This window comes from Plantactinospora sp. CNZ321, assembly GCF_004217235.1.
In genome coordinates this window covers 1945201-1967879 of sequence record NZ_SHKQ01000001.1, presented here as the reverse complement: position 1 = coordinate 1967879, position 22679 = coordinate 1945201, and the positions used below count along the sequence as shown (strand labels likewise).

The 22679-nt window shown below is 72.5% G+C and carries 23 protein-coding genes and 1 riboswitch; of the genes, 10 read left to right on the top strand and 13 right to left on the bottom strand.

Annotated elements, in window-relative coordinates; translation table 11 throughout:
- Window positions 1-97: 97 nt before the first annotated feature.
- The 6 genes from EV371_RS08750 to paaA all read right to left on the bottom strand — a co-directional run bounded on the left by EV371_RS08750 (window position 98) and on the right by paaA (window position 4415).
- Window positions 98-373 (bottom strand): hypothetical protein, encoded by a 276-nt coding sequence (locus EV371_RS08750; protein WP_130461607.1) that lies wholly within the window; start codon window positions 371-373, stop codon window positions 98-100.
- Window positions 374-558: 185 nt separating this feature from the next.
- Window positions 559-1671, bottom strand: a complete 1113-nt coding sequence (gene paaE, locus EV371_RS08745; protein ID WP_130461606.1) for a 1,2-phenylacetyl-CoA epoxidase subunit PaaE — start codon at window positions 1669-1671, stop codon at window positions 559-561.
- On the bottom strand, window positions 1668-2222 hold the full coding sequence (gene paaD, locus EV371_RS08740; RefSeq protein WP_349339448.1) for a 1,2-phenylacetyl-CoA epoxidase subunit PaaD: 555 nt from the start codon (window positions 2220-2222) through the stop codon (window positions 1668-1670). The genes paaE and paaD overlap by 4 nt, the downstream gene beginning before the upstream one ends.
- Window positions 2219-2965, bottom strand: a complete 747-nt coding sequence (paaC, locus tag EV371_RS08735; RefSeq protein ID WP_130461605.1) for a 1,2-phenylacetyl-CoA epoxidase subunit PaaC — start codon at window positions 2963-2965, stop codon at window positions 2219-2221. The genes paaD and paaC overlap by 4 nt, the downstream gene beginning before the upstream one ends.
- Window positions 2966-3003: 38 nt before the next feature.
- On the bottom strand, window positions 3004-3306 hold the full coding sequence (paaB, locus tag EV371_RS08730) for a 1,2-phenylacetyl-CoA epoxidase subunit PaaB (protein ID WP_130461604.1): 303 nt from the start codon (window positions 3304-3306) through the stop codon (window positions 3004-3006).
- Window positions 3303-4415 (bottom strand): 1,2-phenylacetyl-CoA epoxidase subunit PaaA, encoded by a 1113-nt coding sequence (gene paaA / locus EV371_RS08725; protein WP_130461603.1) that lies wholly within the window; start codon window positions 4413-4415, stop codon window positions 3303-3305. Before paaA ends, paaB begins: the two co-directional genes overlap by 4 nt.
- A 390-nt stretch (window positions 4416-4805) precedes the next feature.
- On the opposite strand from paaA, the gene EV371_RS08720 reads away from it, so the two are divergent.
- Together EV371_RS08720 and EV371_RS08715 are read left to right on the top strand one after the other, a co-directional pair.
- Complete coding sequence (locus tag EV371_RS08720) at window positions 4806-5765, top strand: serine hydrolase (protein WP_130461602.1); 960 nt, start codon at window positions 4806-4808, stop codon at window positions 5763-5765.
- Window positions 5765-6721 carry a serine hydrolase gene (locus tag EV371_RS08715; RefSeq protein ID WP_130461601.1) on the top strand — a complete coding sequence of 319 codons (957 nt, stop codon included), beginning with the start codon at window positions 5765-5767 and terminating at the stop codon, window positions 6719-6721. The genes EV371_RS08720 and EV371_RS08715 overlap by 1 nt, the downstream gene beginning before the upstream one ends.
- Window positions 6722-6744: 23 nt before the next feature.
- Here EV371_RS08715 and EV371_RS08710 read toward each other — a convergent pair whose 3' ends face one another.
- The 4 genes from EV371_RS08710 to EV371_RS34210 are packed head-to-tail and all read right to left on the bottom strand — an operon-like array spanning window position 6745 to window position 9552.
- Window positions 6745-7593 (bottom strand): menaquinone biosynthesis protein, encoded by an 849-nt coding sequence (locus EV371_RS08710; RefSeq protein ID WP_130461600.1) that lies wholly within the window; start codon window positions 7591-7593, stop codon window positions 6745-6747.
- The gene (locus EV371_RS08705) at window positions 7590-8912 is read right to left on the bottom strand and encodes an MFS transporter (RefSeq protein WP_349339444.1); all 1323 of its coding nucleotides are present in this window, start codon (window positions 8910-8912) and stop codon (window positions 7590-7592) included. Before EV371_RS08705 ends, EV371_RS08710 begins: the two co-directional genes overlap by 4 nt.
- Before the next feature lie 59 nt (window positions 8913-8971).
- Window positions 8972-9277 carry a hypothetical protein gene (locus EV371_RS34215; protein WP_486484544.1) on the bottom strand — a complete coding sequence of 102 codons (306 nt, stop codon included), beginning with the start codon at window positions 9275-9277 and terminating at the stop codon, window positions 8972-8974.
- A complete protein-coding gene (locus EV371_RS34210; protein ID WP_486484543.1) occupies window positions 9223-9552 on the bottom strand; it encodes an ArsR/SmtB family transcription factor in 330 nt (109 codons plus the stop codon). The genes EV371_RS34215 and EV371_RS34210 overlap by 55 nt, the downstream gene beginning before the upstream one ends.
- A gap of 136 nt (window positions 9553-9688) precedes the next feature.
- Here EV371_RS34210 and EV371_RS08695 point away from each other — a divergent pair, with 136 nt between their 5' ends.
- The 7 genes from EV371_RS08695 to EV371_RS08665 all read left to right on the top strand — a co-directional run bounded on the left by EV371_RS08695 (window position 9689) and on the right by EV371_RS08665 (window position 17550).
- Window positions 9689-11104 (top strand): ATP-binding protein, encoded by a 1416-nt coding sequence (locus tag EV371_RS08695; protein WP_130461599.1) that lies wholly within the window; start codon window positions 9689-9691, stop codon window positions 11102-11104.
- Between the two features lie 162 nt (window positions 11105-11266).
- On the top strand, window positions 11267-13264 hold the full coding sequence (locus EV371_RS08690) for an AAA family ATPase (protein WP_130461598.1): 1998 nt from the start codon (window positions 11267-11269) through the stop codon (window positions 13262-13264).
- A gap of 335 nt (window positions 13265-13599) precedes the next feature.
- The gene (locus EV371_RS08685; protein WP_486484922.1) at window positions 13600-14748 is read left to right on the top strand and encodes a serine hydrolase domain-containing protein; all 1149 of its coding nucleotides are present in this window, start codon (window positions 13600-13602) and stop codon (window positions 14746-14748) included.
- A gap of 73 nt (window positions 14749-14821) precedes the next feature.
- Complete coding sequence (locus tag EV371_RS08680; RefSeq protein WP_207230440.1) at window positions 14822-15553, top strand: transporter; 732 nt, start codon at window positions 14822-14824, stop codon at window positions 15551-15553.
- Window positions 15550-15870 carry a transcriptional regulator gene (locus EV371_RS08675; protein WP_130461596.1) on the top strand — a complete coding sequence of 107 codons (321 nt, stop codon included), beginning with the start codon at window positions 15550-15552 and terminating at the stop codon, window positions 15868-15870. The genes EV371_RS08680 and EV371_RS08675 overlap by 4 nt, the downstream gene beginning before the upstream one ends.
- Entirely contained in the window at window positions 15867-16799 is a 933-nt protein-coding gene (locus EV371_RS08670; RefSeq protein WP_130461595.1) for an ATP-binding cassette domain-containing protein, read from the top strand. The genes EV371_RS08675 and EV371_RS08670 overlap by 4 nt, the downstream gene beginning before the upstream one ends.
- A gap of 13 nt (window positions 16800-16812) precedes the next feature.
- Window positions 16813-17550, top strand: a complete 738-nt coding sequence (locus EV371_RS08665; RefSeq protein WP_130461594.1) for an ABC transporter permease — start codon at window positions 16813-16815, stop codon at window positions 17548-17550.
- Here EV371_RS08665 and EV371_RS08660 read toward each other — a convergent pair.
- The 3 genes from EV371_RS08660 to EV371_RS08650 form a co-directional block, all read right to left on the bottom strand.
- Window positions 17547-18383, bottom strand: coding sequence for an ATP-binding cassette domain-containing protein (locus tag EV371_RS08660; RefSeq protein WP_130461593.1), 837 nt, complete (start codon window positions 18381-18383; stop codon window positions 17547-17549). The genes EV371_RS08665 and EV371_RS08660 overlap by 4 nt on opposite strands.
- The gene (locus EV371_RS08655) at window positions 18380-19414 is read right to left on the bottom strand and encodes an iron ABC transporter permease (protein ID WP_130465751.1); all 1035 of its coding nucleotides are present in this window, start codon (window positions 19412-19414) and stop codon (window positions 18380-18382) included. Before EV371_RS08655 ends, EV371_RS08660 begins: the two co-directional genes overlap by 4 nt.
- An 86-nt stretch (window positions 19415-19500) precedes the next feature.
- Complete coding sequence (locus tag EV371_RS08650) at window positions 19501-20430, bottom strand: ABC transporter substrate-binding protein (protein ID WP_130461592.1); 930 nt, start codon at window positions 20428-20430, stop codon at window positions 19501-19503.
- Between the two features lie 105 nt (window positions 20431-20535).
- A riboswitch (cobalamin riboswitch) is annotated at window positions 20536-20631 on the bottom strand.
- Between the two features lie 161 nt (window positions 20632-20792).
- Between EV371_RS08650 and recQ the strand changes: the two genes are divergently transcribed.
- Window positions 20793-22673, top strand: a complete 1881-nt coding sequence (gene recQ / locus EV371_RS08645; protein WP_130461591.1) for a DNA helicase RecQ — start codon at window positions 20793-20795, stop codon at window positions 22671-22673.
- The last annotated feature ends 6 nt before the right edge of the window (window positions 22674-22679 follow it).

Sequence of the window (22679 nt, the reverse complement as noted above, 5' to 3'; positions counted from 1 at the left end):
GTTACCTTGGTAGTACAGATCCTTCGATGGAGCAACGGCCGGCGAAGAAATTCTTCAATACCGCCGACGGTGATCTCGGTTGCCGTGGCGAGGGATCTCAGTTGTACATGGTGAGGTAGTAGTACCCCTGCGGCTCACCGCTGCGCCACTCGTAGACGCAGGTGTAGTAACGCCAGGCGCCGGCCGCGACGAGGCTGTCCCCGAAGTACCGACAGGCCGAGAGGGTGTAGTAGGTGCCGAACGGGTACGGAGAGGGATTGTCGGCCACCGCCTGCCGGTGTACCGGCACCGCCGCCTGGGCCGGCGCACCGGCCCCGGCCAGCAACGCGGTGCCGACGAAGGCGAGCGCCAGGACAGCCCGAACTCGACGCATGGGTCCTCCTCGAAATCGGCGCCGCTACCGGTTCACCAGCGGCGCGCCACCGACTCTCAAGATAGAGAGTGATCGATCTCGTACCGGTCGCGCGCGGCAAGGTTTCCGTCATCCGCGCAACGCGTCGAACCCACCGATGGCGCTCCATGTCCGTCCGCACCAAGACGGATCCGGGACAACCCGCCTCAGCCGTCGTAGTCGACCACCAGGGTGTCGGTGACCGGGCTGGCCTGGCAGGTGAGCACGTACCCGGCGGCCACCTCGTCCGGCTCCAGGGCGTAGTTGCGGGCCATCGACACCTCGCCGGCGACCACCCTCGCCCGGCAGGTCGAACAGACCCCGCCCCTACAGGCGTACGGCAGCTCGCCCCGGACCCGCAGCGCCGCGTCGAGCACCCGCTCGTCCCGCCCCATCCGGAAACTCGACGCCCGGCCGTCCAGCCGGATCGTCACCTCGGTACCGGCGCCGGCGGCCGTCTCCGCCGGGCGGGCCGGCGGCGCGGGCGGCGCGTCCACATGGAACAGCTCGGCGTGTACGGCCCGCTCCGGCACCCCCCGCCCGGCCAGTACCCGCCGCGCGTCGCGCACCATCCCGTACGGGCCGCAGAGGAACCACTCGTCGATCCGCTCGGCCGGCACGACGGTGTCGAGCAGCCGGCCGAGCCGCTCGGCGTCGACCCGGCCGTGCAGCAACGGCGACTCGCCCGGCTCCCGGGACAGCACGTGCACCAGGTGCAGCCGCTCCGGATAGCGGTCCTTCAGGTCGGCCAGCTCCTCCACGAACATCACGGTGCGGCCGTGCCGGTTGCCGTACACCAGGGTGAAGGTGCTGGCCGGCTCGACCGCCAGTGCGGTCGCGACCAGCGACAGCACCGGGGTGATGCCGGACCCGGCGACCACCCCGGCGTAGTGCCGGACCCGGTCCGGCGCGAACGCCGTGCCGAACGTCCCCAGCGGCGGCAGCACGTCCACCGTGTCGCCGGCCCGCAGCGTCGAGACCGCGAAGCTGGAGAAGGCGCCGCCCGGCACCTCCCGGACCCCGATCCGGAGCCGTCCGGTCGCGGCCAGCTCGGCCGGGGTCGAGCAGATCGAGTACGACCGCCGCACCTCGGCCCCGTCCGGCGGGACCCGCCGTACCGTGAGGTGCTGGCCGGCCCGGAAGGCGAAGGTCTCCCGCAGCTCGGCCGGCACCTCGAAGGTGACCGCTACGGCGTCCTCGGTGAGCCGGTCGACCGCCTGGACCGGCAACGGGTGGAAGACCGGCCGGCGGCGGACCGGCCGGTTGATGGTCACGCTCAAAACGCCCTCAGATGGTCGAAGGGTTCCCGGCAGGCCCGGCACCGCCACAGCGACTTGCAGGCGGTCGAGCCGAACCGGCTGATCTGCTCGGTGTCGCCGCTGCCGCAGTGCGGACACCGAACACTCAACCTCACCCGCACCGGGCCGGTAGGGAAGGGCCCCCGCATATCGCTTTCGGTGGTGGAAGGGCCCCTGCCCAGCACCTCGGGGCGGCCGCTCGCCGGGCCCGGCGGGGCGATCCCGGCGGCGGCCAGTTTGGCCCGGCCGGCCTCGGAGATCCAGTCGGTGGTCCAGGCCGGGGCGAAGACGGTGACGACCTCCGCGTCCGGGTGCCCGACGGCGGCCAGCGCGGCCCGGATGTCGGCTCGGATCACGTCCATCGCCGGGCAGCCGGTGTAGGTCGGGGTGATCGTCACGGTGACCCGCCCGGTCCCCGGGTCCTCGGTCACGTCCCGCAGCACGCCGAGGTCCTCGATGGTCAGCACCCGCAGCTCGGGGTCGACCACCGCCGCCACGGCCCGACGGGTCCGGGAGAGTCGGCCCGCGCTCACCAGCGGGCTCCCGGATGTGCCCGGTGCAGCACCTGCAGCTCGGCGAGCAGGTAGGAGAGGTGCTCGGTGTGCAGGCCGGTCCGGCCGCCGGTCGGCCCCCAGCCGTCGGCCGGACGCGCCAGCGTGGCGGCCTCCAGCACCGGCTCGACGTTCGCCAGGAAGGCGGAGCGCAGCCCGGCCGGGTCGACCGGGGCGGCCGGGTCGGCCGCGAACAGCTCGCCGGTGTACGGCCACAGCTCGTCCACCGCCGCCCGCATCCGCCGGTGCGACTCCTCGGTGCCGTCGCCGAGGCGTACCGTCCAGAGGCTGGCGTGGTCGAGGTGGTAGGCGACCTCCTTGCGGGCCTTGCCCGCGATGGCCGCCAGCCGCTCGTCGGCGCAACCGCGGAGCGCGGTGTAGAGCGGGAGCTGGTATGCCGACAGGAAGAGCAGCTTCGCCATGGTCATCGCGAAGTCGCCGTTCGGTAGTTCGACCAACAGGCAGTTGCGGTACTCCCGGTCGGAGCGCAGGTACGCCAGCGTGTCCTCGTCCCGGCCGGCCCCCTCCAGCTCACCGGCGTAGCTGAGCAGCAGCCGGGCGGCGCCGAGCTGGTCCAGGGCGATGTTGGCCAGCGCGACGTCCTCCTCCAGCTCCGGCGCGGCGGTGACCCACTCACCGAGCCGCTGGGCGGCGACCAGGGCGTCGTCGCCGAGCCCGAGCAGGTAGTCGACGGTGGTGTTCGCGGGTGTGCCAGAGGTGTTCACAGGTGCGTCAGAGGTGTTCACAGGTGCGTCAGAGGTGTTCACAGGTGCGCCGCCCCGTCGGGCACCGGGTAGAACGTCGGATGCCGGTAGACCTTGTCGGCCGCCGGCTCGAAGAAGGCGTCCTTCTCGTCCGGGCTGGAGGCGGTGATCGCCCCGGCCGGTACGACCCAGATCGAGACACCCTCCTGGCGGCGGGTGTAGAGGTCCCGGGCGTTGCGCAGCGCCAGCTCGGCGTCGGGGGCGTGCAGGCTGCCGACGTGGGTGTGCGACAGTCCGCGCCGGGCCCGGACGAAGACCTCCCAGAGCGGCCAGCCGGCCCGGCCCTGGTCCGGGGCGCTCACGCCGGCACCGCCGTTTGCTCGGCGGCCCGCGCGGTGTGCTCGGCGGCCCGCGCGGTGTGCTCGGCGGCCCGCTTGGCCGCGTACGCCTCGGCGGCCTCGCGTACCCAGGCGCCGTCGGCGTCGGCCCGGCGGCGGTGCGCGATCCGTTGCCGGTTGCACGGCCCGTCACCGGCGATCACCCGCATCAGCTCGGCGTAGTCCGGCTGGGTGTAGTCGTGCGCCTGCCGCGACTCGTTCCAGCGCAGGTCGGGGTCGGGCAGGGTGAGGCCGAGCACGCCGGCCTGCTGCACGCACATGTCGACGAAGCGCTGCCGCAACTCGTCGTTGGAGAACCGCTTGATCTTCCAGGCCATCGACTGCTGGGAGTGTGTCGAGTCGCCGTCCGGCGGGCCGAACATCGCCAGCGACGGGTACCACCAGCGGTCCACCGCGTCCTGGGCCATCGCGTGCTGCTCGGGGGTGCCGCCGGCCAGGGTGTGCAGGATCTCGAAGCCCTGCCGCTGGTGGAAGGACTCCTCCTTGCAGATCCGGATCATCGCCCGGGCGTACGGCCCGTACGAGCACCGGCACAGCGGGACCTGGTTGACGATCGCCGCGCCGTCCACCAGCCAGCCGATGGCGCCGACGTCGGCCCAGGTCAGCGTCGGGTAGTTGAAGATCGAACTGTATTTCTGCCGACCGGAGAGGAGCAGCTCGACGAGTTCGTCCCGGGTCACCCCGAGGGTTTCGGCGGCGGCGTAGAGGTAGAGCCCGTGCCCGGCCTCGTCCTGCACCTTGGCGAGCAGGATCGCCTTGCGCTTGAGCGAGGGTGCCCGGCTGATCCAGTTGCCCTCGGGCTGCATGCCGATGATCTCGGAGTGGGCGTGCTGGGCGATCTGCCGGATCAGAGTCTTCCGGTACGCCTCCGGCATCCAGTCCCGGGGCTCGATCTTCTGGTCCGCTTCGATCAGGGCGCTGAAGTAGTCCTCTGGGTCGGTGTCGGCGGCCGGGTCGTCCCCGGAGCGGCCACGGTCGGCGGCGGACCGCAGCGCCGCCTCCGCCGCCTCGACCTGGCCGAGCAGGCTGCCGGCGGGTCCGTCATCCGGAACCGGGAAGTCATGTCCGTACACACAGCAAGTGTTACAGCTCAACTAGCCACTTACCAAGACGTGTAATAGAAATGCCACCCAGACCCGACCGTGAGCTGGAGAGGTACCAACACGAAATGTCCGCACTGGTGGGTGAATGAGACTGGTCACACTCGTCCAGATATTCACCATCTATCAGCACGGACCCGGTCATTTCCGGCGACACCGGGGAACTCCCCGGCCTTCGCTGTCTGGCGGATTGGATCGGGCCACGTAAACTTTCCCCGTCCCGGCCTGCCACCTCCCCCCGGCAGCTCGGGCGCGGAGCAGACCGCCGGTGTGGGGCTGGCGGAGGCACCGCCGACACACGCAACACCGCAAGCGCCCCGGACACCGCGGCCCCCCGGCCTTCACCCTTGGAGCCCCATCCTCATGCGTCCCCGCGTGACCCTGGTGCTCGCCATCACGGCAGTCGTGCTTGGCGGCCTGCTGCTCGTTCCCTCCGCGTACGCCCGGCTGGTCGACTCCGGCGGAGTCACCTCCTCGGCCGAGGATCCGCCGGTCGGGATCGAGCCGTCCGCGCCGCCGCCGCCGACCCTGGCCGCCGCGCCGGTGACGGTGAAGGGCGTCGACGGCTTCTTCTCCTGGGCTCTGCTCGACCGGAAGGCCGGGAAGATCTCCGGCGCCCGGAACATGACCTCCACCAACTCGACCGAGTCGATGATCAAGGTGTGGATCGTCTCGGACTACCTTCGTCGACTGAAGGACAAGGAACCTCCGTCGAGGCTGCTGAAGATGGCCAGCACCGCCATCCGGGACAGCAACGACGACGCCACGAACACCCTGTACAACGCCGCTGGCGGTGTCGGCAGCCTGGACCGCTTGATCAAAATGTGCGGCCTCACCGAGACCTCGAAGGAGATTCCTCCCGGCGACAACCGCGTTTGGTGGAGTTACACCAGTATGTCCCCCAGGGACGCGGTCCGGATGGGAGAGTGCCTGAAGGACGGCACAGCCGCCGGACCGAAGTGGACCGACTGGGTATTGGACGAGATGAGCAAGGTACGCGGCACGACGGCCGCCAAGGATCAGCGGGCCCGGCAGGGCGGCGGTCGCTGGGGCATCATCGACGGACTGCCGCAGGGAATCCTCGGGCAGGGGCGGGTCAGCATCAAGAACGGCTGGACGCTGATCAACGCTGACGGGAAGTGGCACCTGAACTGCCTGGCGATCACCGACGACTGGGTGCTCTCCGTGATGACGCGCTACTCCGGTGCCAAGGGGCTCGACTTCGGCGCCGACGTCTGCGCCAGCGTCGCCAGCCAACTGGTCCCCCCGCAGCCGGGCGCCGTGCTCAAGGTGCCCCGGCCACTCACCGTCAAGCGGTCCTGATGGGCACCAGGGAACGCACCGCCGAGCGGCGGGCCCGGTCCAACCGGTCCACCCTGCTGCGGCTGACCCTGATCACAGGCGTACTGCTGGTGCTGGTACTGGTCGGGCTCCGGCTGATGCCGGGCTCGCCGTTCGCGAGTACCGCCGCCGCCGAGTGGGGCGAACCGGCCGGACCAGGCGGTTCGTCCGCCACCACCCCGGGCAGGCCGGCCACTCCCACCCCGACGCCCAGCCCCACGCTGCCGGCGCTGTCGGTGGCGCCAGCCAAGGTGAAGATCAACAAGGACGGCTGGTGGAACTGGGCGCTGATGGACACCCGGACCGGCGAGATCTCCGGCTCGGCCAACATGGACGAGACCAACCCGACCGCCTCGATGATCAAGGCGTGGATCGGGGCGGACTTCCTGCGCCGCGCCACCGAGAAGGGCGAGACCCCGAGCGACACCCGGATGAACCAGGTCTCGATCATGATCCGGGACAGTGACAACAACGCCGCCCAGACCCTCTACGAACGCAACGGCGGCACGGCGTCGATCAAGCGGCTGATCAGCATCTGCGACCTGACCGACAGCAGCCCGTCCGCCGACGGCGGTTGGAGCCGTACCGCGCTCTCGGCCCGGGACACCGCCCGGATGGGCGCCTGCATCGCCGACGGCCGGGCCGCCGGGCCGGAGTGGACCGAGTGGCTGCTCGACGAGATGCGCGCCGTACGCGGTGTCGGCAACTTCGGTATCCGCAAGGCGTTCCCGGCGGCCGAGCAGAAGACCATCGCGGTCAAGAACGGCTGGGTGGACCGGCAGCGCGAGCAGAGGTACACGGTGAACTGCCTGGCGATCGGCGACGGTTGGACGATGGCCGTGGAGACCCGGTACGCGCTCGACCTCGGCTACACGTACGGGGCGAAGATCTGCGAGGACGTGGCCCGGCAACTTCGCGCCGCCGCCGCCGCGACCTGAGCGGGCGCCCGGGAGAGCGGGAGTCAGCCGGAGAAGAAGACCGGCCCGCCCGCCGGCAGCGGCGGTACGCCGGCCAGGTCGACGGCGCGGCGGGCGAACTCCCGCAGCCCCGCCACCTGGCGCTCGCCGAGCGAGAAGTCCAGCGTCCGGAAGTACGTCGCCAGGGTCGACGCGTCGAACGGCTCCCACCGGGCCGCCGCCTCGGCGACCTCGTCCAGCTCGGCCAGACAGAGGTCCCGGGAGCGCAGGAACGCCTGGTGCACCTCCTTGACCTGCCCGGGGTGGCTGGCCGCGAAGTCCCGGCGTACCGCCCAGACGGCGAAGACCATCGGCAGTCCGGTCCAGTCCCGCCAGGCCTGGCCGAGGTCGGTGACGGCCAGCCCGCGCCCGGGCGCCTCGTAGAGGGCGCGCAGCGCGACGTCGCCGATCAGCACCCCGGCCTCGGCCTCCAGCAGCATGGTGGTCAGGTCGGGCGGGCAGGTGAAGTACTCCGGGTCGACACCGTACTGCTGGGCCAGCAGCATCCGGGCCAGCAGCACCCCGGTCCGGGAGGTGGAACCGAGGGCGACCCTGGCGCCGTCCAGCTCGGACAGCGGCCGGGTGGAGACGATGTTGACCGAGAGCACCGGGCCGTCGCTGCCGACCGCGAGATCCGGCAGCAGCAGCAACTCGTCGGCATGCCTGAGATATTCGACCAGGGTGATCGGCCCGATGTCGAGGTCACCGGCGACCAGGGCGGCGCTGAGCCGTTCCGGCGAGTCCTTGTGCAGTTCGACGTCGATCAGCGCACCGGAGCGCATCAGCCCCCAGTAGATCGGCAGGCAGTTCAGGAACTGGATGTGGCCTACCCGGGGTCGCCGCAGCTCGGTCATGCCCCGACGGTAACCGCCGGCTCGACCGGCCGCTCGGCCGACCGGAACGGAAGTGGCCCAGGACGCAGCGTGGCCCGCTCACGCCGGGCGGCCCGCAGCACCACCGGGGTCACCGCCGCGACCACGGCCAGCCCGGCCAGCCCGGTCGCCGCGACCAGCGGGCGGGGTGGAAAGCCGGTGAGCAGGAGGCCGCCGGCCAGGTAGCCGAACATTCCGGCACCCTGGATCGCGGCGCCCTGCGCGGCGAAGGCCCTGCCGCGCGCCTCCGGCGGCACCCGATTGGCCAGCACCAGGTTGCTGAATACGTTCAGCCCGCCGTTGGCGACGCCGCCGACCAGCCAGAGCGGGAGCAGCCAGCCGGCGGCCGGCACGGTGGCGCCGAGTCCGACCAGCAGGCAGGCCGCGCCGAGCATCCCGAGCACGCCCTTGACTAGGGCACCGTCGTCCCGGGCCCGCCGGGCGGTGCCGGCGAGCAGCCAGGCGCCGGTCAGCATGCCGGCGGTCCAGGCCGCGCTGACCAGTCCGAACATCGTGGTCGAGGAGTGCAGGGTCTCGCGGACGTAGAAGACCTCGATCACGTTGACCGCGCCGACCCCGGCCACCGTCGCGGCGATCGCGGCCACCATCGTCCAGAGCAGCGGGTCGCGACGCAGCCGCCAGGCCGGGGTCGTCGGCGTCGTACCCGTCCCGCCAGCCGTTCCCGCCGCCCGTCGGCCGCCCCGCCGCGTACCCAGCAGCAGCCCCGCCGCGATCAGCGCGAGATAGCTGCCGGCGTCGAGCAGCAGCGGAATCCGGGCACCGAACTGGCCGACCAGCAGCCCGGCCAGGGCCGGCGCGACGAGCATGCCGACCGAGCCGGCGGTCTGGTTGATCGCGCTCGCCCGGGGCAGGTCGTTGCGACGCACCATCTCGGGGAGCAGGGCGGCCAGGGTCGGCTGGGTCACCGCCAGCCCGCAGGCGAGCAGCGCGGCGAGCAGCAGGATCACGGCGGTGCTCTCGGCGAAGGCGAGTGCCGCGCAGACCGCAGCCTGGCCGACGCCGGCCCAGACCAGCAGGGTGCGGCTGTCCACCTGGTCGGCCAGTCGACCGGTCAGCGGGGCGAGCAGCACCAGCGGCAGAGTGGCGGCCAGCATCACCCCGGAAACAGCCAGTCCGCCGGCGCCGGCGGACTGCAGGGCGAGTGCCAGCGCGGTCGCGGCGAGGAAGTCCCCGCAGGTCGAGATGGCCCGGGCACCGGCGGCCAGATAGACGTCCCGCCAGTGCGAGACCGCCGGTGTGCCGTGGTCGGGCATGCCAGGACCGGCAGTTGTGAAGGACATACTTCGAAAGTAACCCTTCACAATTGCCGTACGCAACCCCGGCCCGGCCTGGGCCGGATTCACTCCATCGGCAGCGCCGCGTAGTGGACCATCACCGGGCGGGAGCCCTCGGGCGGCCCGACCCGCTCCCGCCGCCGGTACGGCCGCATCAGCTCGCGGATCCGGCCGTTCAGCTCCGTCAGCTCCTCGGCGGTCAGCATCAGCACCGCGCTGCCGTACTGGGCCGCGTCGTACCACTCCTTCGACTCCTCGCCGAACCGTCGCGCCCAGTCCCGGACCCGGGCCATGTCGCGGGCGGCGTACACCTCGATCAGGGTCTCCTGGGCGGCCCGCGCCTCCGGCGACGCGTCCTGGCCGACCTCCACCCCCACGAGCCGACGCTGCTGCGCCAGAGCCGCTCACGGGCGTCGCCCCGGCTCGGCGCCTGCTCGACCAGGCCGAACTTCGCCAGCTCCCGCAGGTGGTAGCTGACCGCGCTCGGCGACAGACCGACGATCTCGGCGCACTCAGTCGCGGTGACCGCCGTCCCGGTCGTGGTCAGGTGCTCCATGATGCCCAGCCGGGCCGGGTGCGCCAGGGCCCGCATCACCTGCGGATCGCTGATCATCATCGGCCGCTGCTCGACGGGCTGCTCGGTCATGCGCCAATGATTCCGCCTCCGGGCCGGCCGGTGGCAACGACCCGGGCGCACCGGGGAGCCGACGCCGGCGGCCTACTACAAACTGTTTGTACTACAACCAGCCAGTGCTACAAACAGTTTGTAGTAGGCTGGCCGCATGCCGATCGTGGGACGGGCGGCCGAACTGGCCGAGCTGACCTCAGCCTGGCAGCGGGCCACTGAGGGACATCCCGAGCTGGCGGTGGTCTGGGGCCGCCGCCGGGTCGGCAAGACGTACCTGCTCACTCACTTTGCCAGGGACAAGCGAGCGGTCTACTTCACCGCCACCCGGCAGGACGCCGACGACCGGCAGCTCCGCCGGTTCGCCGAGGCGCTGCGCGAGCAGCTCGGCGACGAGGTGGCCGATCTGGCCCCGACGACCTTCCCCGACTGGGAGGCCGCACTGCGGTTCGTCGCCCGACTGGCCCGCACCGATCCGCTGCTCGTGGTGCTCGACGAGGCGCCCCGGCTGACCGGCGGGCACGCCGACTTCGCCGACACCGTCTCCGCCGTCTGGGAGAACCACGTCCGCGACCAGCGGTTTCTGCTGGTGCTCTCCGGGTCGGCGGTCGCGTTGATGGAGCAGATGCTCGGCCCGCAGGGCGGGCTGCACCGGCGGGCCGGCGTCGAGCGCCGGATGGATCCGTTCCCGCTGCTGGACGCCAGGGCCTTCCTGCCCGACCTGGCGCCCGAACAGTTCCTCGAGGCGTACGCGGCCTGCGGCGGCTACCCGCTGCACCTGAGCCGGTGGTCGGCACGGCGCTCCACAGAGGAGAACCTGCACGAGTTGGCCTTCACCCCCGGCGGCCTGCTGCTGCGCGACGCGCCGGACATCCTCTCCGAGGACCTCGACTGGCGGGGCGGCTACGAGCGGGTGCTGACCGCGATGGGCGGAGGCGCTCGGCGACGGTCCCGGATCGCCGGCCGGGCCCAGCAACGGATCGACTACACCCTCGACCGGCTACGCCGAGCCGGCTACGTCCGAGCGGTACGCCCGGTCGGCGCGGGCAGCTCGGCCGATCCGCTGTACGAGATCGCCGACGACTACCTCGCATACTGGTTCGCCGTGCTGCGCGACGACGCCGACCTGATCGACGGCGGTCAGGGGCCCGCGGTCCGGCGACGCACCTGGGGGCGGTGGCAGACGCACGTCGCGCGGGTGTTCGAGGCGGCGGCCCGGGATCACGCCCAGCGCCTGGTGGCCACGGGTGCGCTGCCCGCCGAAACGGTGGTCGGCCGCTGGTGGAAGGACGAGACCGTGGAGATCGACGTACTCGGCCGGGCCGGCGACGATCCCGTACTCGTCGGCGAGGCCCGGTGGCAGGCCAAGCCGCTCACCCTGCGCGACCTGACGGACCTGCGGCGCCGGGCCGGCCACCTGCCGCCACCCGGACCGGCCGGCCTGACCTTCGGGTTCTGGTCACGCGGCGGTGGCGACGAGACGCTGGCCAACCACCCGGAGGTCCGCACCTTCACTCCAGGCGACATGCTGGCGAGCACACCCGGCCGGCGGTCCGGCCGGCGCGGCGGATGAAACTCGGTGGAACGGGAACCGAGCCGCAGGTAGGCTGGCTGGCCGCTTGACGGCCGAGGTGAGAAAGCACCGCAGCGGACGTCCCCGCGCCGGGAGCCGGCCATCCGCCCCCGGACACGCGAGCGAGCAACCGACGCGCTGACGCGCCGATGGGATACCAGCATGCCCGCACAGGACCTCGACACCGACCTGGAGTACGAACGCGCACACCTGGCCGCCTCCCGGGCCGCCCTGCGGCGGATGCGGGAGCACGCCGAGTCACTCTTCGCGACCGGCCAGGACGTGGCCGGTGACGCGTACGCGGCCGAGACGCTCGGCCGGACCCTCTCCCGGCGGGTCGCCGAACTCGCCGACGACCCGAACACCCCGCTCTTCTTCGGCCGCCTCGACTTCGCCGACGCGAGTCACCACATCGGGCGGCGGCACGTCACCGACCCGGCCGGCGAGCCGATGGTGCTGGACTGGCGGGCCCCGATCTCCCGCTCGTTCTACCGGGCCAGCGCCCGCGACCCGCAGGGGGTGCGGGTCCGGCGGCGGTTCGGCTTCGGCGCCGGCCAGCTCACCAGCTTCGAGGACGAACACCTCGACCGGGGCGAGGAGTACGGCACCGCGAGCCGGATCCTCACCGCCGAGATCGAACGTCCCCGGGTCGGGCCGATGCGGGACATCGTCGCCACCATCCAGCCGGAACAGGACGAGCTGGTCCGGGCCGAGCTGGCCGACTCGATCTGCGTGCAGGGTGCACCGGGGACCGGGAAGACGGCGGTCGGGCTGCACCGGGCCGCCTACCTGCTCTACCTGCACCGGGAGCGGCTGCGCCGGTCCGGGGTACTCGTCGTCGGGCCGAACCGGGCGTTCCTGTCGTACATCTCGGCGGTGCTGCCGGCGCTCGGCGAGGTGGAGGTGACCCAGGCGACCGTGCAGGACCTGCTCGGCACACCGGTCCGGGCGGTGGACCCACCGACCACCGCCGCGCTGAAGCACGATCCCCGGATGGCCGAGGTGCTGCGCCGGGCCCTGGCCCGGCAGGTGCGGGCGCCGGAGGAGCCGATCGTGGTCTCCGACGGCTCGTACCGGTGGCGGGTGACGGCGGAGGCGCTGCGCCGGATCGTCGAGGATGCCCGCCGGGAGGGGCTGCCGTACGCCACCGGCCGGGAGCGGGTCCGGGCCCGGGTGGTCGGGCTGCTGCAACGGCAGTCGGAGGCCCGTCGGGGCGACTCCCCCGGCGATGGCTGGCTGCGCCGGATGGGCCGGTGCAAGCCGGTCACCGAGTTTCTCGATCACTGCTGGCCGGCGGTCACCCCGGACGGGCTGCTGCACCGGCTGCTGGCCGACCCGGAGGCGCTGGCGGCCGCCGCCGACGGACTGCTCAGCGAGGCCGAGCAGGCGTTGCTGACCTGGCCGAAGCCGCCCCGCACGGCAAGGGCGACGAAGTGGACCGCCGCCGACGCCGTACTCGTCGACGAGGCGGCCGGGCTGGTCGAGCGGCTGCCCAGCTTCGGGCACGTGGTGGTCGACGAGGCGCAGGATCTCTCCCCGATGCAGTGCCGGGTGATCGCCCGGCGCAGCGAGCACGGCTCGCTCACCCTCCTCGGCGACCTCGCCCAGGGCACCGCCCCGTGGGCCGCCACCGACTGGCGGGAGTCGCTGCGGCACCTCGGCAAGCCGGACGCCTCGGTGGTGCCGCTCACCATCGGGTTCCGGGTACCGGCGGCGGTGGTGGCGCTGGCCAACCGGCTGCTGCCGGCACTGGCCGTGGACGTACCGCCGGCCGAGTCGCTGCGCTCGGACGGCGCGCTGGACATCCGTACCGTGGCCGACCTGCCGGCGGCGACGGTGGCCGAGGTGCGGGCGGCGCTGGCCCACGACGGTTCGATCGCGGTGATCGCCGCCGAGGCCGAGGCGGCCGGGCTGCGCGCCGCGCTGGCCGGTGCCGGGATCCCGACCGCGAGCGCCGACGAGGTGGAGGCGGCGGCCCGGGTCACGGTCGTGCCGGCGACCCTGGCGAAGGGCCTGGAGTACGACCACGTGATCGTCGTCGAGCCGGCCCGGATCGTGGCGGCCGAACCGCGCGGCCTGCACCGGCTCTACGTGGTGCTGACCCGGGCGGTGTCCCGGCTCGCGGTGCTGCACAGCGAGCCGCTGCCCGCACCCCTGTGACCGGGGCGTCACATTTTCCGGCTCCACCTCACGGGGGAGCCGGTCGGTGGAGGGCGGGGCGGCCGGCTCGTCCACGGTGTCGAGTCGTACCTCGGCACCGAAGTGGACGAGCCGGCGCCCGGGGCGGGTCAGAATCCAAAGGGAACCGACCAGCCTCGACCTGGGGAGGACACTTGTCCGCGTACCGTGCACACCAGTCCCGCCGCGACTTCCTGCGTACCGTCGCGGGTTCGGCCCTGACCGCCACCGCGCTCGCCGCCGGCGCCTCCCCGGCCCTGGCCGGCCCGGCCGGCGCCACCCGGACCGGCTCCGGCGACGCCCTGCCGGACGGGGCGCTGCGCGACGCCCTGCGCGCGATCACCGACGCCGGGATGCCCGGCGTCTTCGCCGAGGTGCGCGACGGTCGCGAGACCTGGCGCGGGGCCAGCGGGGTGGCCGAGGTGACCACCGGCCGGCCGATGCGACCGTACTTCCAGCACCGGATCGGCAGCATCACCAAGACGTTCGTCTCGACGGTACTGCTGCAACTGGTCGCCGAACGTCGGCTCTGGCTCGACGCGCCGCTGCGCCGCTACCTGCCCCGGCTCGCCCCGGCCGGGGTGACCGTGCGGATGCTGCTCAACCACACCAGCGGGATCAACGACTTCGACAACGTGATCTTCGGCTCGGTGGAGAACATCGAGAAGTACCAGCACACCACCGTCCGGCCGCTGGAGCTGGTCGCGATGGGAATGGGCCAACCGCCGACCAACGCGCCGGGCGAGCGGCACTCCTACTCGAACACCAACTATGTGCTCGCCGGGCTGCTGCTGGAACGGGTCACCGGGCGACCGGCCACCGTCGAGATCACCCGCCGCGTGTTGCGCCCGCTCGGACTGCACCGGACCTACTTCCCGGGTACGGACCCGCGGATCCACGGGCCGCACGCGGCCGGGTACGTGCCCTGGGTCGACGGAACGCTGCGGGACTTCAGCGTCTACAACATGTCCTGGGCCTGGATGGTCGGGGACATCGTCTCCACCACCGCCGACCTGAACCGGTTCTTCCGGGGGCTGCTCGGTGGCCGGCTGCTTCGCCCGGCCCAACTGGCGCAGATGCGGCGTACCGTTCCGGTCAACCCGGCCGCCCCGGACGGCGCCCGGTACGGGCTCGGCCTGCTCACGGCACCCTTGCCGGACGGTCCGGTCTGGGGGCACGACGGTGTCGTACTCGGCCACCACACCGTCTCGCTGCACTCGCCCGACGGGCGCCGCCAGGTCAGCGTCGCGCTGAACGCCACCCACTACTGGGTACCGGGGCAGCCCGATCCGATCGGCATGGCGCTGAATGCCTTCCTGTTCACCGCGCTCGGCGGTACCGCGACACCGGAGACGACCCTCCGGGGCCGTACCCCGGCAGGCCCGCTGGCGAACGGGCCGCTGACCGCCGCTCCGGGCACGGCGGTGCTGCACCGGCCGCTGCCCCGCGCGCACGTCGCCGGCTGACGGCCGGAGCACCGCACCGCGCTCGCACCCCTGGTTGGCGCGGCCATGGACTTTGTGTTGTAAACTCGTTTACGTGACTGGGAACTTTGATGACAACCGCACCGGCGAACCGGCCCACCACGACGAGCTGCCGCCACCCGACCCGGCCGCCGCGCTCCGGCTGATCGTCGCGCAGCAGGCCGAGGCGGCCCGCAAGCTGAGCCCCAACCTGCTCTGGTACTACTGGCCCTGGGGCCTGGCCTGGCTGATCGGCTTCGGCCTGTTCTTCCTGCGCTTCGGGCCGGACGGCCGGGTCTTCGTGGACCTGCCCGGCTGGCTGCCACTGGTCACCCTGCTCGCCCTGCTGGTCGCCGCCGGGATCACCTCCGGGATCGTCGGTGGCCGGACCTACGGTCAGGTCACCGGCGACTCCCAGCGGCGCGGCCTGTGGTACGGCCTGGCCTGGGGCCTCGGGTTCAGCAGCGTCAGCACGGCGCTCGGCCAGGTCTCCGACCACCTGCCCGAGGACGTCGCCGGACTGCTCTGGGCCGGCGTCACCGTCGGGCTCACCGGCGCCCTGCACATGGCCGGCGGTGCGGTCTGGCTGGACCGCAACCTGTTCCGGCTCGGCGTCTGGATCAGCGTCATCAACATCGTGGGGCTGGTGGCCGGCTCCGGCTGGCACGCCCTGTTGATCTCGGTGGCCGGAGGTGGCGGGATGCTGGTGGCCGGCGTCCACTTCCTGCTGCGCGACCGGCGTCACGGCCGGAACCTCGCCGCCGGCGCGTCGGGCACCCCGAGCGGGAGCGCGCGGAGCGACTCGTGACCGGCCTGCCCGAACTCGACCCCGTGATCCACGCGCAGGCCCGGCTACGGGTGACCGCGACCCTCGCCACCCTGCGGGGCAACGACCGGATCACCTTCCCGCGACTCCAGGACATCCTCCAGATGACCGCCGGAAACCTCTCGGTGCACCTGCGCAAGCTCGAAGAGGCCGGCTACGTCGAGATCGTCAAAACCCACCACGGCCGCACCCCGACCACCCTCGTCGCACTCACCCGACGCGGCCGGTTCGCCTTCGAGGAGTACACCCTGGCCGTCCGCGCCCTGCTCGACCCGCCACAGACCGAGGAGAAGCAATGATTCTCGCCCGCGCCGTCCAGGCCACCCGCCGATACGGCGACGTCACCGCCCTCGACCGGGTCGACCTCGACCTCCCGGCCGGGGAACTGGTCGGGCTGCTCGGCCCGAACGGCGCCGGCAAGAGCACCCTGCTCAACCTGCTGGTCGGGCTGCGCCGGGTCAGCTCCGGCCGGGTCGAACTCTTCGGCGGCGACCCCCGCGACCCGGCCTGCCGTCGGCAGATCGGGATGACGCCGCAGGAGACCGGGCTGCCGCCGACCCTGCGGGTCGGCGAGGTCGTCGACTTCGTCTCCGCGCACTACACCGACCCGGTCCCCCGAGCCGAACTGCTCGGCCGGTTCGGCATCGGCGACCTGGTCCGGCGGCAGACCGGTGGGCTCTCCGGCGGGCAGAAGCGCCGGCTGGCGGTCGCGCTCGCCTTCGTCGGGCGTCCCCGGCTCGTCTTCCTGGACGAGCCGACCACCGGGCTGGACGTGACCGCCCGCCGCGAACTCTGGGACGGCATCCGCCAGTTCCACGCCGAGGGCGGCACGGTGCTGCTGAGCAGCCACTACCTGGAGGAGATCGAGGCACTGGCACACCGGGTGGTGGTGCTCGGCCACGGCCGGGTGCTGGCCGACGACAGCGTCACCGCGATCCGTGACCTGGTCGGGGTCCGTCGGGTCAGCCTGGTCGCTCCAGAACTGCCGGCCCTGCCCGGAGTACGCGCCGTGGAGCGGGTCGACGGCGTCACCCACCTGCTCACCACCGACGCGGACCGGCTCGTCCGGGACCTGGTGCACAGCGGCGTCTCCTTCGCCGACCTGGAGATCCGGCCGAGCAGCCTGGAGGACGCCTTCCTGGCCATCACCGAGGCACAGCCCGACCCCCGGACGCGGCCGAACCCGGCGCAGTCCCACCCCCAGCCCGCCCAGACCGCCGACCTGTGACGGAGACCCAACCGTGCGACTCTCACTCGTGCACACCAGATTCCAACTGCTGGAGACGATCCGGATCCCCATCGCGCTGGTCGGTAGCGCCTTCTTCCCGGCCGCCTCGATGCTCTTCTTCGTCGTGCCGTTCAGCGGCGACGACCCGGTGATGGCCACCTACGCCACCGCCTCGATGGTCACCTTCGCGGTGATGAGCACCAACATCTTCCAGTACGGCATCGGGGTGGCCGAGGACCGCGCGCAACCCTGGGATCCGTACCTGCGGACGCTGCCGGCCGGAGCCGCGCCCCGGTTCGCCGGCCGGATCCTCGCCGGCCTGATCCTGACCCTGATCTCGCTGCTCCCGGTGGTGGTGATCGCGGCGGTGGCCACCGAGGCCCGGGTGACCGGCCCGGCGTTCCTGGCCGCGCTCGGCACCGTGGTGGTGGTCGCGGTGCCGTTCACCCTGATGGGGCTCGCCATCGGCTACTCGCTGCCGAGCAAGGCGGCGATCGTGGTCGCCCAGGTGGTCTTCTTCCCGCTGGCCTTCGGCGGTGGCCTGCTCTTCCCGCCCGGCAGCTCGCCAGGGTTCATCGAGGCGATCGCCCCGTACCTGCCGACCCGGGGAGCGGTCGAGCTGATGTGGGCGGCCGTCGGGGAGTTTCCGGTCGACCGGCTCTCGCTGGTGATGCTCGGCGTCTGGATCGTGCTGTTGGCCGCGGTCGCCGGCTGGGCGTACCGGCGGGACGAGGGGCGGCGGTTCAGCTAGTCGCGGCGTTCCCCCGCCGGGGAGGTGGCCCGCCGGGTCCGGACCGGGACGACGAGAGGGCCGTGCTCCCCCTCGATCACCCGGACCCGGGCCCGGTAGTGCATACCGAGCAGCTCGTCGGTGAGCACCTCCCGGGGTGGGCCGTCGGCGGCCACCGCACCGGCGGCGACCAGCACCATCCGGTCGGCGTACTCGCCGGCGACCGAGAGGTCGTGCATGGTGGCCAGCACCGTCAGCCCGTGGTCGGCGCGGAGCTGGTCGACGAGTTCCAGCACCTCCTGCTGGTGACCGATGTCCAGCGCGCTGGTCGGCTCGTCGAGCAGCAGCAGCGGGGCGCCCTGGGCCAGCGCCCGGGCCAGGAAGACCCGCTGCCGCTCGCCACCGGAGAGCGTCGCCAGCGGGCGGGCCGCGAACCCGGTCAGGTCCAGCCGGTCGAGCACGTCGTGCGCGGCCGCCAGGTCGGCGGCGGACTCCCGGCCCAGCGGCGGCACGTACGGGGTGCGGCCGAGCAACACGTAGTCGAGTACCGCCATCCCGGCCGGCACGACCGGGGTCTGCGGCACCGTCGCCACCATCCGGGCCCGGTCCCGGCGGCGGAGCTGGGCGATCGGCGTGCCGAAGAGGGAGACCGAGCCGGTGCTGGCCGACAGCAGCCCGCCGACCGCGCGGAGCAGGGTCGACTTGCCGGCGCCGTTGGGACCGATCACGGTGACCCACTCCCCGGTCCGGACCGACAGGTTCACCCCGGCCAGGATGGGTGCCCTGCCGAATGTGACGCCGAGGTCGGTCACCTCGACGGCGAGGCCGCTCGGCGGGCTCGGGACGCCGGTCATTCCGCCACCCGCCGGGTGGTGCGCAGCACGATGGCGAAGAACGGGCCGCCGAGCAGCGCCGTCACCACGCCGATCGGGATCTCGGCCGGCGCGGCGACGGTCCGCGCCGCCAGGTCGGTCAGGGTCAGGAAGGCGCCGCCGAAGAGCACCGACAGCGGCAGGATCGCCCGGTAGCTCGCCCCGGCCAGCATCCGTACGACGTGCGGGACGATGACGCCGACGAAGCCGATCAACCCGGAGACCGAGACCGCGGCGGCGGTGGCCAGCGAGGCGGTGGCGACCAGCAGCAGCCGGGAGCGCTGCGGGTGCAGTCCGAGGCTGCTCGCCTCGTCGTCGCCGAGCGCCAGTACGTCGAGTTCACGCCGGTGCACCAACACCACAGCGGTGGTGAACACCGCGTACGGCAGCACCACCAGTACGTCGTGCCAGCCCGCCGTGGCCAGCCGGCCGAGCATCCACGAGTAGACCTCCTGGATGCTCTCCGCGTTGCGCTGCAACAGGTAGGTCTGGCCGGCGGCGAGGAAGGCCGAGACCGCCACCCCGGCCAGGATCAGCGTGGCCGGGGAGCGGTCCCGGCCGCCGGCCGCGCCGAGCAGGTAGGTGAGCAGGACCGCGCCGAGCGCGCCGACGAACGCGGCCAGTGGCACGGTGACCGGCAGCCCGACCGTGACGTCCGCGCCGGTGACCCCGCGTACCACGATCACGGCGGTCACCGCGAGACCCGCTCCGGCGGCGACGCCGAGCAGGTGCGGGTCGGCCAGTGGGTTGCGGAAGACGCCCTGGTAGCAGCCGCCGGCAAGGGCCAGCATCGCGCCGACGAGCAGGCCGAGCACCACCCGGGGCAGCCGCAGCTCGGTGACGATGGCGACCTGGCGCTCGTTCAGGCCGCTGTGCAGGCGCACTCCCGGTATCAGGTTGAGCAGCTCGACCGCGACGCTGCCCGGTGGCAGGCTGACCGGCCCGAACGCGATGCCGGCCACCGCGCTGACCAGTACCGCGACGAAGCCGGCAACCAGCCACCAGCGACGCAGCCCGGCGGGCCGGGCCGGCCGGCCGCCCCTGGCGCCCCGGCCGGCGACGACCGGGACGTCGGGGCGGGCCGGGGCGTCGGCTCTGCTCAAGCGGGCACCTTGGCGACCGCGTCCACGATCGTGCGGAGCAGGTCGACCACCCGGGGGCCCCACCGGGACGCGATGTCGTCGTCGAGCCCGACGATCTGGTTCTGCTTCACCGCGGTCATCCCGGACCAGCCCTTGCGGGCCGCGACGGTCTGCGCGGACTGCTGGCAGCACTTGGTGTCGGCCAGGAAGACCAGGTCCGGGTCGGCGTTGATGATCGCCTCCTCGGCGAGCTGCGGATAGCCGCCCTTCGAGCCGTCGGCGTCGGCCGGGTCGGCGATGTTCTCCAGCCCGACCATCCCGAACAGCGAACCGACGAACGTCTTGCTGGTCAGCGAGTAGTACTCCGGGCCGAGTTCGTAGAAGTAGCTCAGCTTCTCCGCCCGCTGCGGCACCTCGGCGACCAGCTTCTCGATGTCGCCCCTCATCCGGCCGACCAGCTCGGCCGCCTCGCTCGGATGCCCGGTGAGCGTGCCGAGTTCGGTGATCTGCCGGTACGTGTCATCCAGCGTCTTCGCCGCCGACGCCAGGTAGTACGGGATCTTCAACTGGCCGAGCTGGTCCACGATCTTGTTCAGATCGTTGGTCAGCACCACCAGATCGGGGTCCTTCGCGGCGATCGCCTCGGCGTTCGGCGTGAACGCCGACAACTCCGTCTTCGGCGCCTCGGCCGGATAGTTCGAGTTGTCGTCGGCGGCGGCGACCTGGCTGCCCGCGCCGATCGCGAAGAGCATCTCGGTGGCGGTCGGCCCGAGTACGACGATCTTCTCGGGGCGCTTGTCGAGGGTGAGGGTGCCGACCGTCACCGGATAGCTGGCACCGCTGGCGCTCGGGGGTGCCTGCTGGCCGGGGTCGTCGGTGGCGCAGCCGGCCAGGGCCAGCGCCGCGCTGACCAGCAGCGCGGCCAGCAGTCGAGGGGTACGTCTCATCGGTCCTCCTGTCGGACGAGGTCTGGTGCTCCGCCGACAGGTGCCTGTGCCCGTCCACGGGGCGCCCTTCCTCGAAGGCGCATTCCGCGACCGCACCGCAGGCGACCTGGCTCGTCCTCCGCACCGGCTCGGATCGCCCGAGGGCGGCGAGCAGGGTGCGGGGGCATCACAGTTGCGGGACAGCGCCGGTTTCACACCGGCTTCGCTGCGGGGTGGTCGGGGCAACCGTAACGCATCCGCTCCGTGACCCGGCAGCGGCACAGCGCCGTCGGGTTCCCCTTCCGCCTGGTCAGAACCGGCCGAGCGGCGCCGTCGAAGCGCCGCGCCGCCGGTCGGGTCCGATGCCTCGTAGAATCCGCTGGATGGCCCTCCCCACCGACCAGCGGACCGACGAGACCGAGCAGCGGACCGGCGACGCCGCCGACCGGCGGACCGGTGACGCTCTGGACGCCCTGCGCCGGGTCTTCGGCTACGACAGCTTCCGAGGCGAGCAGCGCGAGATCATCGATCAGGTGGTGAGCGGCGGCGACGCGCTGGTGCTGATGCCGACCGGCGGCGGCAAGTCGCTCTGCTACCAGATCCCGGCGCTGGTCCGGGACGGGGTCGCGGTGGTGATCTCGCCGCTCATCGCGCTGATGCAGGACCAGGTCGACGCCCTGACCACCCTCGGGGTACGCGCCGGCTTCCTCAACTCCACCCAGGACCTCGACGCCCGGCGGCTGGTCGAGACGGCCTTCCTCGCCGGCGAGCTGGACCTGCTCTACCTCGCCCCCGAGGCACTCCGCTCGGAGTACGTGCTCCGGCTGCTCGACCGGGGCACGATCGCGCTCTTCGCGATCGACGAGGCGCACTGCGTCGCCCAGTGGGGCCACGACTTCCGCCCCGACTACCTGGCGCTGTCGATGCTGCACGAACGGTGGCCGGCGGTCCCCCGGATCGCGCTGACCGCCACCGCCACCCCGGAGACCCACGCCGAGATCGCGGCGCGACTCAACCTCAAAGACGCCCGGCACTTCGTCGCCAGCTTCGACCGGCCCAACATCCAGTATCGGATCGTGCCGAAGCGGGAGCCGAAGAAGCAGCTCCTCGACCTGCTCCGCACCGAGCATCCCGGCGACGCCGGCATCGTCTACTGCCTGTCCCGGGCCTCGGTGGAGAAGACCGCCGAGTTCCTGGTGCAGAACGGCATCCCGGCACTGCCGTACCACGCCGGGCTGGACGCGCCCACCCGGGCCGCCAACCAGCAGCGGTTCCTCCGCGAGGACGGGCTGGTGATGGTCGCGACGATCGCCTTCGGGATGGGGATCGACAAGCCGGACGTACGCTTCGTCGCCCATCTCGACCTGCCGAAGTCCATCGAGGGCTACTACCAGGAGACCGGTCGGGCCGGTCGGGACGGCCTGCCCTCGACCGCCTGGCTGGCGTACGGGCTTCAGGACGTGGTGCAGCAGCGCAAGTTGATCGAGAGTTCCGACGGCGACCTGGCCCGGCGCCGGGTGCTCGGCAGCCACCTCGACGCCATGCTGGCGCTCTGCGAGACGGTGCGGTGCCGGCGGATCCAACTGCTCGACTACTTCGGGCAGCAGAGCGGGCCGTGCGGCAACTGCGACACCTGCCTGACCCCGCCCGAGTCCTGGGACGGCACCGTCGCGGCGCAGAAGCTGCTCTCCACGGTGCTGCGGCTGCACCGCGAGCGCGACCAGCGGTTCGGTGCCGGCCAGTCCATCGACATCCTGCTCGGCCGGCGGACCGAGAAGGTAACCCAGCACCGGCACGACACACTGAGCGTCTTCGGCATCGGCACCGAACTGACCGAGTCCGAGTGGCGCGGCGTGGTCCGGCAACTGCTCGCCCAGGGACTGCTGGCGGTCGAGGGCGACTACGGCACGCTGGTGCTCACCGAGGCGAGCGGCGACGTACTCGGCAGGCGGCGCGAGGTGATGATGCGCCGCGAGCCGCCCCGGGCCGCCGCCGGCCGGTCCGCGAAGCCCCGCGCCGCCGGGGCCGCCGCCGTCGCGCTGCCGCCGGCCGCCGAACCGGTCTTCGAACGGCTCCGGGCCTGGCGGGCGGCGACCGCCAAGGAGCAGGGGGTGCCGGCGTACGTCATCTTCCACGACGCGACGCTCCGGCAGATCGCGGCCGAGCCGCCGACGAGCCTGGCCGAGCTGGCCCGGTTCAACGGCGTCGGGGAGAACAAGCTCGCGAAGTACGGGCAGCAGATCCTGGACACCCTCGCGGAGTGAGGCGCC

Excerpts from the sequence above, each read along its gene's own strand:
- EV371_RS08690 (WP_130461598.1), top strand. The coding sequence starts at position 11,267 with ATGCCCGCACAGGACCTCGACACCGACCTGGAGTACGAACGCGCACAC.
- EV371_RS08650 (WP_130461592.1), bottom strand. The coding sequence starts at position 20,430 with ATGAGACGTACCCCTCGACTGCTGGCCGCGCTGCTGGTCAGCGCGGCG.
- EV371_RS08720 (WP_130461602.1), top strand. The coding sequence starts at position 4,806 with ATGCGTCCCCGCGTGACCCTGGTGCTCGCCATCACGGCAGTCGTGCTT.
- EV371_RS08710 (WP_130461600.1), bottom strand. The coding sequence starts at position 7,593 with ATGACCGAGCTGCGGCGACCCCGGGTAGGCCACATCCAGTTCCTGAAC.
- recQ (WP_130461591.1), top strand. The coding sequence starts at position 20,793 with ATGGCCCTCCCCACCGACCAGCGGACCGACGAGACCGAGCAGCGGACC.
- EV371_RS08715 (WP_130461601.1), top strand. The coding sequence starts at position 5,765 with ATGGGCACCAGGGAACGCACCGCCGAGCGGCGGGCCCGGTCCAACCGG.
- EV371_RS08660 (WP_130461593.1), bottom strand. The coding sequence starts at position 18,383 with ATGACCGGCGTCCCGAGCCCGCCGAGCGGCCTCGCCGTCGAGGTGACC.
- EV371_RS08705 (WP_349339444.1), bottom strand. The coding sequence starts at position 8,912 with ATGTCCTTCACAACTGCCGGTCCTGGCATGCCCGACCACGGCACACCG.
- EV371_RS08750 (WP_130461607.1), bottom strand. The coding sequence starts at position 373 with ATGCGTCGAGTTCGGGCTGTCCTGGCGCTCGCCTTCGTCGGCACCGCG.
- EV371_RS34210 (WP_486484543.1), bottom strand. The coding sequence starts at position 9,552 with ATGACCGAGCAGCCCGTCGAGCAGCGGCCGATGATGATCAGCGATCCG.
- EV371_RS08670 (WP_130461595.1), top strand. The coding sequence starts at position 15,867 with ATGATTCTCGCCCGCGCCGTCCAGGCCACCCGCCGATACGGCGACGTC.
- EV371_RS08695 (WP_130461599.1), top strand. The coding sequence starts at position 9,689 with ATGCCGATCGTGGGACGGGCGGCCGAACTGGCCGAGCTGACCTCAGCC.